The organism is Clostridium sp., assembly GCF_051650885.1.
Taxonomy (GTDB): Bacteria; Bacillota; Clostridia; order Clostridiales; family Clostridiaceae; genus Clostridium.
The window spans coordinates 1-10913 of the sequence record NZ_JBOFRG010000120.1; the positions used below are offsets into that span (position 1 = coordinate 1).

Sequence of the window (10913 nt, forward strand, 5' to 3'; positions counted from 1 at the left end):
ATGTTCTTTTTTTCTTTGTCTTTTTTTAGGTTGGTATGTCATGAACATTTGCACTACACCCCCTTCGAAATTTTTTATTACAGAAAAATAAATATACTTTTCTTTTTACCTTACCATTATATATATCCGTTTCTAATATGTCAAGAATAAGGATAATTGTTGATAAATATCTTTATTAAGCATACTTTTTGTGGATAACTTATTGAAACCCTCTATTTACTTATGTTATTATAATAAATATATTGTTGATAATTTGTTATAAGTTGAAAGTTATCCACAGCTGTTGATAAAGTTGTTGATAACTTGTTGCTTTTCTCTTGATATTTATAAAAAATCTATATGTTCTCGTTGATATTCTCCATAAAACCATCTATTTATCTATGTTTATATTTTTTTTCATTAATCTGTGGATAACTTTAAAATGGTTTTTATATCAACATAATTATTAACATGTGGATAAAATAATATACATAATTTTACTTAACATTCTTATTGTTAATAACTCTGTTTATAACAAGTGAAAAGTTTTTTAAAACACAAAATCAAAAAAAAATTTATTAAAAAAAATCCGATTGGAGGATAGGAAATGGATTCTGATTTAAATCAATTATGGGAAAAAACATTAAATATTATAAAAGGTGAAATGAGTGAAGTAAGTTTTAATACGTGGATAAAGAGTTGTGAACCTCTTTCTATCGATAACAATACAATTAGAATTAGTGTTCCTAATACTTTTACTCAAGACATTTTAGAAAAAAGATATAGAGATTTAATTATTAATTCTATAAAGGCTTGTTGTTCTAAGCTTTATAATATTGAATTTTTAGTTGCATCAGAAATAGGAACTGTAGAAGAGAAAGAAACTCCTACAGCTAAGAAGAAACGAGAAAAATCAGAAGAAAATCTAAATCCAAATGATGAAATGAACAATCTTAATCCAAAGTATACCTTTGACTCTTTTGTAATAGGTAATAGTAATAGATTTGCTCATGCTGCATCATTAGCAGTTGCTGAAGCTCCGGCCAAAGCATACAATCCTCTATTTATTTACGGAGGAGTTGGACTTGGAAAAACTCACTTAATGCATGCAATTGGTCATTATATTTTACAAAACAACTCAAAAGCAAAAGTTGTTTATGTATCATCTGAAAAATTTACTAATGAATTAATTAATGCAATTAGAGATGATAAAAATGAGGAATTTAGAAATAAATATAGAAATATTGATGTTCTTCTTATAGATGATATTCAATTTATTGCTGGTAAAGAAAGAACTCAGGAAGAATTCTTCCATACTTTCAATGCTTTACATGAAGCAAATAAACAAATTATCTTATCATCTGATAGACCACCAAAAGAAATTCCTACATTAGAAGATAGATTACGTTCTAGATTTGAATGGGGTCTAATTGCCGATATTCAAGTACCTGATTTTGAAACAAGAATGGCAATATTGAAGAAAAAAGCTGATGTAGATAACTTAATAGTTGCAAATGAAGTTATGGTATATATTGCAACTAAAATAAAATCTAATATAAGAGAACTTGAAGGTGCTCTTACTAGAATAATTGCATATTCTTCTTTAACTAATAGAGCTATTACTGTTGATTTAGCATCAGAAGCATTGAAAGATATTATTTCTAAAAAGCAAGGTAAACACGTAACTATAGAAATAATTCAAGATATTGTTGCAAGTTACTTCAATTTAAGAATAGAAGATTTAAAATCTCAAAGAAGAACAAGAAATGTTTCTTACCCTAGACAAATAGCAATGTATCTAAGCAGAAAACTTACAGATATGTCACTACCTAAAATTGGTGAAGAGTTCGGTGGTAGAGATCATACAACAGTTATCCACGCTTATGAAAAAATTTCAGATAACTTAACTAAAGATGAAAGTCTTCAACACACTGTGGAAGAATTAAATAAAAAAATAACTCAAGGTTAGTTTATCTAATAGTTAGTAGATGTAGATAAATTAGAGTAAATTATCTAGATGAATCAATTTCATCTAGATTAAATTTCATTTATCAACAGCTGTAGATAATATAGACTGAATTACTTGTGGATAACATAAATAAAAAAATACCCTGTTTATAACTGTGGATAAGTCATACAAATAGTTACTTACTTATCCACAATATTTTTTTATTTTATTTTCAGTGTTTTCAAGGGCTAGAAGTACTTTTCAACAAATCCACAGCCCCTACTACTATTATTACTAAAAAATTATATATACCTACAATAAAAAAACAAAAATACCTGTGAATAAAAGAAGGAGGATTTTTTATGATCTTTATATGTGAAAAACAAAAATTATTAGAAGGTATCTCTATTGTTCAAAAAGCAATTACAGGAAAAACAACAATGCCAATATTAGAAGGTATTTACATTAATGCAGTTGGTTCAACAATTACTTTAATTGGTTCAGATATTGATGTTAGTATTGAAACAAAAGTAGATGCAGATATTTTAACTCCAGGAAGTGTAGTTATAGATGCTAAAATATTTGGTGAAATAATAAGAAAATTACCAAACTCAGAAATAAAATTTGAAACTTTAGAAAATGACACAATCCAAATAACTTGTGAAAAATCAGTATTTAACTTAGGTTACATGAATGCTGAAGAATTCCCAGAGTTACCACAAATAAACGAAAATAAAAAAATTGATGTTCCTCAAAACATCTTAAAAAATATGATAAAAGCAACAACTTTTGCTATTGCTCAAGATGAAACAAGACCAATACTTCAAGGTGTTTTATTTGAAATTAAAAATAAAAGTTTAAATTTAATAGCATTAGATGGATATAGATTAGCTTTAAGACAAGAATATTTAGATGCTGATATTGAAGAAGAAGTTGTAATTCCAGGAAAAACTTTAAACGAAGTTTCAAAAATCTTAGAAGATGTTGATTCAGAAGTAAAAATTACATTCACAAATAATCACATTCTATTTAACTTAGATAAAACAAAAATTATTTCAAGATTACTTGAAGGAAAATTTGTAAACTATAAATCTTTATTACCACAAGATCATAAAATAACTATCGAAGTTAAAAAACAAGAATTACAAAATGGAATTGAAAGAGCCTCATTAATGGCGAAAGACGGAAACAACAATTTAATAAAATTAGACATGGAAGAAGACACTATAATTCTAAGTTCTAATTCTCAATTGGGAAAAGTAAGAGAAGAAGTATCGGTTAATTTGCAAGGAGAAAAAATACAAATTGCATTTAACTCAAGATATTTATTAGACGTATTAAAGTCATTGGACGATGAAGAAATAATATTAGAAATGACATCAAGTGTTACCCCTTGTATAATAAAAGGTAAAATGGCCGATAATTATAGATACTTAGTATTACCAGTAAGAGTAGTAAGATAAAAGGAGGATGCATAAAATATGTATAAATATACAAAGTTGAAAATGTATTGTTATACTGTTATGCGATGAATAAATATGCAAGAAATTAAAATAAGTACTGAATTTATAAAATTAGATGCTTTTTTAAAGTGGGCAGCAGTTGCCTCTTCAGGAGCAGAAGCAAAAATTTTCGTTTTAGAAGAGTTAGTTAAAGTAAATGGTGAAGTTTGCACTCAAAGAGGGAAAAAAATAAGAGTGGGTGACATTGTAGAGTTTGAAGGAGAAGCTTTTAAAGTTATATAAGTAAAAAAGCTTTTAATCATCTAGTATGTTATAATTAAATATGGGTGTTTATAAATGTATGTAGAAAAGCTAAAATTAATAAATTATAGAAATTATGATAATTTAGAAATAAATTTAGGCAAAAATGTAAATGTGTTTATGGGTGATAATGCTCAAGGAAAGACAAATGTACTTGAAGCTATCTACTACTGTGCATTTGCAAAGTCGCATAGAACTTCTAAAGATAGAGAACTTATTAACTGGAATAGTGAAGTTGCATTTATAAGTGTCTCTGTAGGAAGAAAAAGATTAGATAAAAAAATAGAGATAAATATTTTAAAAGACGGAAAGAAAGTTGTAAAAGTTAATTCTGTAAAAATAAATAAGATAGGAGAACTTTTTGGAACTTTTAATGTTGTTATGTTTTCACCAGAAGACTTAAAAATAATAAAAGATTCTCCAGGAATAAGAAGAAAATTTATTGATATGGAATTATGCCAACTTGATTCTAAATATTACTATAGTCTGGTTCAATATAATAAAGTGATGAATGAGAGAAATATTCTATTAAAAAATAGAAAAATAGATTTAGATATGTTAGAAGTTTATGATATTCAACTTTCAACATTTGGAGCATACATCATTGAGAGAAGGCTTAAATATTTAGAAGAGTTAAATAGATATTCTTTAGATATACATAAGGATATAACGTCAGGTAAAGAAGAAATTGAATTTAAATATGTATCATCTATAAAAAATTATGAAAACATACAAAGTGAGTTTTACTCAGTTTTAGAAAAAAACAGAAGAAGGGATCTTGAAAAGGGGATAACGTGTTATGGCCCTCATAGAGACGATTTTTCTGTATTTATAAATAACGTTGATACAAAAAGTTATGGTTCGCAAGGACAACAGAGGACAGCTGTACTAACTATGAAATTTGCATCTTTGAAAATAATAAGAGAAATTACAGGAGAGTATCCAGTTCTTTTATTAGATGATGTTTTATCAGAACTTGATTTTAATAGAAAAAGATATGTTCTAAGTTCTATTGGAGAGATTCAAACAATAATAACTTGTACAGGAATAGAAGATTTAGATGAATATTTAGATAATGATTCAAAGTTATTTAAGGTTAAAGATGGAATAATTTTAAATTAGTAAGGAGGGTCTTTATGTTTTTACATTTAGGAGAGAATGTTGTAGTTCCAATAAAAGATGTTATAGGAATATTCGATTTACAAGCAACAAAGTACAGTTCTGATACGATTCAATTTTTAAGATTGGCCGAAGAAGATGGATTTGTTGAAAGAATTACAAACGATAACCCAAAATCCTTTGTAATTGCAGAAGTTGATAAGATGAGTAAGATATATCTATCTCCAATATCATCATCAACTTTATCAAAGAGAACAGGATTAGATTATAATCTTTAATTTCAATGGGATAAGTGAAATTATAAAATATAGGAGGAATCTATGTTAGAAGAAAATAAGCAAAGTTATGACGAAAGTCAAATACAGGTTCTTGAAGGCTTAGAAGCTGTTAGAAAAAGACCGGGTATGTACATAGGTAGCACAAGTTCTAGAGGGCTACATCACTTGGTTTATGAGATTGTTGATAATAGTATAGATGAGGCTTTAGCTGGATATTGTAAAAATATAAAAGTTTCTATAAACGAAGACAATTCAATATTAGTTGAAGATGACGGAAGAGGAATGCCAGTAGGAATGCACCCTAAGATGCAAAGACCAACTGTGGAAGTAATTATGACAGTACTTCACGCAGGTGGAAAATTTGGTGGTGGCGGATACAAAGTATCTGGAGGACTACACGGGGTTGGTGCATCAGTTGTAAATGCATTATCAGAAAGATGTGAGGTAACTGTAAAAAGAGAAGGTGTTATGTGGAAGCAATCATATGAGCGTGGAAACGTAGTATCTGATTTAGAAGAAGTAGGAACTACAGAAATTACAGGTACAACAGTTTACTTTAAACCAGATGCAGATATATTCGATGAATTAGTATATGACTTTGAAATATTATCACAAAGATTAAGAGAGTTAGCTTTCTTAAACAAAGGAATTAATATTAGTTTAACTGATAAGAGAAATGGAAAATCAGAAGTATACTTCTACGAAGGTGGAATAAAATCATTCGTTGAATATTTAAATAGAAATAAGCAACCACTTCACGAAGAACCTATATATGTTGAAGGTGATAAAGAAGGAATAATGGTTGAGGTAGCACTTCAGTATCATGATGGATATAACGAAAACTTATTTTCATTTGCAAACAACATAGATACTATTGAGGGAGGAACTCACCTTATTGGTTTTAAAACTGCATTAACTAGAGTATTCAATGATTATGCTAAAAAGTTTGGTCACTTAAAAGAAAATGATAAAAATCTTTCAGGAGATGATATCAGAGAAGGATTGACTGCGGTTATATCAGTAAAAATAGGTGAACCACAATTTGAAGGGCAAACAAAAACAAAGCTTGGAAATAGTGAAGTTAGAGGAATTGTTGATTCAGTAGTTGGAGAAGGTGTTGGAATTTTCCTAGAAGAAAATCCAAACATCGCAAAAGCTATAATTGATAAAGCATTAATGGCAGCTAGAGCAAGAGATGCAGCTAGAAAAGCAAGAGAATTAACAAGAAAATCGGTTCTAGAGAGATCATCATTACCAGGAAAGCTTGCAGATTGTTCATCAAAAGATCCAGCAGAATGTGAAATCTACATAGTAGAGGGAGATTCAGCGGGAGGATCAGCGAAGCAAGGAAGAGATAGAAAATTCCAAGCTATTTTACCACTAAGAGGTAAAATCATGAACGTTGAAAAGCAAAGATTAGATAAAATATTAAACTCAGATACTATAAGATCTATGGTTACAGCATTTGGAGCTGGAATTGGAAAAGACTTTGATTTATCTAAGATAAGATATAATAGAATAATAATCATGACAGATGCCGATGTTGATGGAGCTCATATAAGAACTTTATTATTAACATTCTTCTATAGATACATGAGAGAATTAGTTGATGGGGGCCATGTTTATATAGCACAACCACCATTATACAAAGTAAGTAAGAGTAAAAAAGATAAATATGCTTACACAGATGAAGAATTAGAAAGAGTTCTACAAGAGATGGGTGGAAAAGATAACTCAACTAACATTCAAAGATACAAAGGGTTAGGAGAGATGAATGCTACTCAATTATGGGATACAACAATGGACCCAGAGCAAAGAATTCTTTTAAAGGCAACTATTGAAGATGCAATGGCAGCTGACGAAATATTCACTATTCTTATGGGAGAAAAAGTTGAACCAAGAAGAGAATTTATTCAAGAAAATGCTAGTAAAGTAAGCAACTTAGATATTTAGTATCAAATTATGAGGTGAAGCACATGAGTTTGAATGAGGGAAAAGTAATACCCGTAGATATAAAAAACGAAATGAAGAAGTGCTATATAGATTATGCAATGAGTGTAATCGTAGGTCGTGCACTTCCAGATGTTAGAGATGGACTTAAACCAGTTCATAGAAGAATTTTATTTTCAATGCATGAATTAGGATTAGCACCTGAAAAAGGATATAGAAAATGTGCCAGAATAGTAGGGGAAGTACTAGGTAAGTACCACCCACATGGTGATACATCTGTTTATGATGCATTAGTAAGAATGGCACAAGATTTCTCAATGAGATATATGCTAGTTAACGGACACGGAAACTTTGGATCTGTTGATGGAGATAATGCAGCGGCAATGAGATATACAGAAGCTAAGATGAATAAGATTGCAGCTCAAATGATTAGAGATATTGGTAAGAACACTGTTGATTTTATTCCAAACTTTGATGGTGAGGAAAAAGAACCATCAGTATTACCATCAAGATTTCCAAACCTTTTAGTAAATGGTTCATCAGGAATAGCTGTTGGAATGGCAACAAACATTCCTCCTCATAACTTAGGTGAGGTTATTGATGGAACTATAATGCTTATAGATAATCCAGAACTAGAAGTTATGGATTTAATGACAGTAATAAAAGGACCAGACTTCCCAACAGCAGGTATTATAATGGGGCAATCAGGAATAAGATCTGCTTATGAAACAGGAAGAGGAAAAATAAGAGTTAGAGCATTAGCTGAAATAGAAGAAGAAAATAATAGACATAAAATCATAGTTACAGAATTACCATACCAAGTAAATAAAGCAAAGCTTATTGAAGGTATAGCTGATTTAGTTAAAGATAAGAAAATCGCAGGAATTTCAGATCTTAGAGATGAATCAGACAGAGATGGTATGAGAATTGTAATTGAATTAAAAAGAGATGCAAATCCAAATGTTGTTTTAAATCTTTTATATAAGCATACAAAAATGCAAGATACTTTTGGGGTTACTATGTTAGCATTAGTTAACAATGAGCCACAAGTATTAAATTTAAAGCAGGTTTTACAACATTACATCACATTCCAAAAAGAAGTTGTAACTAGAAGAACTGTTTTTGAATTAGAAAAAGCAGAAGCTAGAGCGCATATTTTAGAGGGATTAAGAATAGCATTAGATAATATAGATGAAGTTATCTCTATTATCAGAAATTCTAAAACTTCTGATATTGCTAAAAACACTTTAATGGAGAAATTTGGTCTTTCAGATAAGCAAAGTCAAGCAATCTTAGATATGAGATTAAGAAGACTTACTGGTCTTGAAAGAGATAAAATTGAAGATGAGTATAGTGAGCTAATGAAAGAGATAACATACTTAAAATCAATACTTGAAAGTGAAGAAAAACTACTTTCAGTAATTAAAGATGAATTAATCGAGATTAAAGAAAGATATAACGATGAGAGAAGAACAGCAATTGAAGCAAATGCAGATGAAATTGATGTTGAAGATCTTATTCAAGAACAAGAAATAGTTATAACATTAACTAGTTCAGGATATATCAAAAGAATTTCATCAGATGCTTACTCAGCACAAAAAAGAGGTGGAAAAGGAATCCAAGCAATGTCAACAAAAGAAGATGATTTTGTTGAACATGTTATGGTTACTTCAACACACTCAGATATATTATTCTTCACTAACAGAGGAAGAGTATACAAGTTAAGAGGATATCAAATTCCAGATGCAGGAAGAACTGCAAAAGGAACAAATATCGTAAACTTAATTTCAATAGAATCTGATGAACAAATCCAAACTGTTTTAACTGTAAATGATGTTTATGAAGATGGATATCTATTTATGGGAACTAAAAATGGTATAGTTAAGAAAACTAGACTAGAAGAGTTCAAAAACCTTAGAAAGAATGGATTAATTGCACTTAACTTAAGAGATGGAGATGAGCTTCTAAAGGTTAAAATGACTAGAGGAGATGCTAATATAATATTAGTTACTCAAAATGGTATGGCAGTTAAATTCAATGAAAAAGATGTAAGATCAATGGGAAGAGCAGCTTCAGGTGTAAAAGCTATCACATTAAAAGGTGATGATAAAGCTGTATGTATGGACATAGCAACAGATGAAGAAGAATTATTAGTTGTTAGTGAAAATGGATATGGAAAAAGAACTGCTGTTTCTGAATATAAGGTTCAAAACAGAGGTGGAAAAGGTCTTATAACATACAAAATTTCAGATAAAACTGGAAAAATTGTAGGAGCAACAGTATGTAATAGTGAAGATGAATTAATGATGATTAATTCAAATGGTGTTGCTATAAGAATAAATGTTTCTGATGTATCTGTAACAGGAAGAGCTACTATGGGAGTTAAGTTAATGAGAACACTTGGAGAAGAACAAGTAGTTGCAATAACTAAAATTAGTGGTAGTGATGAAGAAATAGAATCAGATGAGCAATTAGAAATAGATGCTGAAGAAACAATAAACAATGAATCTGTTGATACATCACTAGAAAAGTTAGTGGAAAGAGCAACAGAAGAGGATGAAGCATAATTAAAATATATATTTTCTTTATTTTTAGATAAAGAAGATTATGCATATTAGATAAATAGGCCACAAGATTAATCTTGTGGCCTTTAATATAAAAACTATGGGGGGATTCAATATGAAAATAATATTTAATGCAGATGACTTTGGATTAACAGAAGGTGTTAACTTAGGAATAATAAAAGGATTCAAAAAAGGAATAGTGAAGTCAACAACCTTAATGGTTAATATGGGGTATGCAAAGCATGCAGTTGAATTAGCAAAACAAAATCCAGGACTAGGAGTGGGGGTTCATTTAACAGTTACAGCAGGAAGACCTATTATAGAAAAGAAAACATCTCTACTAGATGAAAACAACAATTTTTATAATAAAGATTTGTTATATGATTACACAGTAGAATTTGAAGTAGAAGATTTATATAACGAATGGAAAGCACAAATTGAGAAGTTTATAGAGATGGTAGGAGAAAAGCCAACACATTTAGATAGTCATCACCATATACATTTAATTCCTAAATATTTAGATGTTGCATTGAGACTTGCAAATGAATATGAGATTCCAATGAGAGAGCAAAAGCATACAGATAAAAAATATGAGTATGTAAAGTTAGCACAAACATTTATAGGATCAGGATGTGAAAAAGAGTATTTCCTTGAAGATAGAGAAAATATATTAGGTGAAAACATTGTAGAAATAATGTGTCATCCTGCAATAGTAGATGATGAATTAATAAGAATTAGTTCTTATAACAAAGGTAGAGAGAACGAATTGGAGATAATAACATCAGAAGAAATAAGAAATTGGATAGAAAACAATGAAATTGAGATAATAAATTTCAGAAAAATAAAAAAAATATAGATAAAAGAGTAGCTATTTTTATGAAAAGTAGCTACTTTTTTTAAAATAGAAAGAAAAATAGCAATAATCTTTACCGGGTGTATCATTATAAGAAAAAAAAAGAAAAAAGCTAAAAAATAGAGTAAATAGAGAATAAATTTAAAAAATAAAATTAAATAGTAAATAATAAATATTATATACATGGTAAGATAAATCTCGTCGCTGAGGCAAACAACAACTTAGAAAAATAACTTCGAAAAAAACGAAAAAGTTTTTCAAAAAAGATGTTGACAAGAAATTGCTAAGGTGGTAAGATAAAGAAGTCGCTTGAGGCGATGAAAACAAAATGGTCTTTGAAAATTGAACAGATTAATATATAAACAAACTTAAACCAGCAATTCTTTTATTAGTAAGTTTTATGAGCAATTTAAGATTAAACTTTTTATTGAGAGTTTGATCCTGGCTCAGGACGAACGC

General features: G+C 29.2%; 8 protein-coding genes. All 8 read left to right on the top strand.

Going from position 1 to position 10913, the window contains the following annotated elements; genetic code table 11:
• Window positions 1-586: 586 nt before the first annotated feature.
• Window positions 587-1948 carry a chromosomal replication initiator protein DnaA gene (dnaA, locus tag ACRC28_RS05875; protein ID WP_438542517.1) on the top strand — a complete coding sequence of 454 codons (1362 nt, stop codon included), beginning with the start codon at window positions 587-589 and terminating at the stop codon, window positions 1946-1948.
• 341 nt (window positions 1949-2289) lie between these two features.
• A complete protein-coding gene (gene dnaN, locus ACRC28_RS05880; protein WP_438542518.1) occupies window positions 2290-3390 on the top strand; it encodes a DNA polymerase III subunit beta in 1101 nt (366 codons plus the stop codon).
• A 75-nt stretch (window positions 3391-3465) separates the two neighbouring features.
• On the top strand, window positions 3466-3672 hold the full coding sequence (gene yaaA / locus ACRC28_RS05885) for a S4 domain-containing protein YaaA (RefSeq protein WP_438542519.1): 207 nt from the start codon (window positions 3466-3468) through the stop codon (window positions 3670-3672).
• 54 nt (window positions 3673-3726) lie between these two features.
• Entirely contained in the window at window positions 3727-4812 is a 1086-nt protein-coding gene (gene recF, locus ACRC28_RS05890; protein ID WP_438542520.1) for a DNA replication/repair protein RecF, read from the top strand.
• A 14-nt stretch (window positions 4813-4826) separates the two neighbouring features.
• Window positions 4827-5087 carry an extracellular matrix regulator RemB gene (gene remB / locus ACRC28_RS05895; RefSeq protein ID WP_438542521.1) on the top strand — a complete coding sequence of 87 codons (261 nt, stop codon included), beginning with the start codon at window positions 4827-4829 and terminating at the stop codon, window positions 5085-5087.
• 42 nt (window positions 5088-5129) lie between these two features.
• A complete protein-coding gene (gyrB, locus tag ACRC28_RS05900) occupies window positions 5130-7040 on the top strand; it encodes a DNA topoisomerase (ATP-hydrolyzing) subunit B (protein ID WP_438542522.1) in 1911 nt (636 codons plus the stop codon).
• A gap of 23 nt (window positions 7041-7063) precedes the next feature.
• Window positions 7064-9604, top strand: a complete 2541-nt coding sequence (gene gyrA / locus ACRC28_RS05905; RefSeq protein WP_438542523.1) for a DNA gyrase subunit A — start codon at window positions 7064-7066, stop codon at window positions 9602-9604.
• 112 nt (window positions 9605-9716) lie between these two features.
• On the top strand, window positions 9717-10457 hold the full coding sequence (gene chbG / locus ACRC28_RS05910; protein ID WP_438542524.1) for a chitin disaccharide deacetylase: 741 nt from the start codon (window positions 9717-9719) through the stop codon (window positions 10455-10457).
• Window positions 10458-10913: the final 456 nt, after the last annotated feature.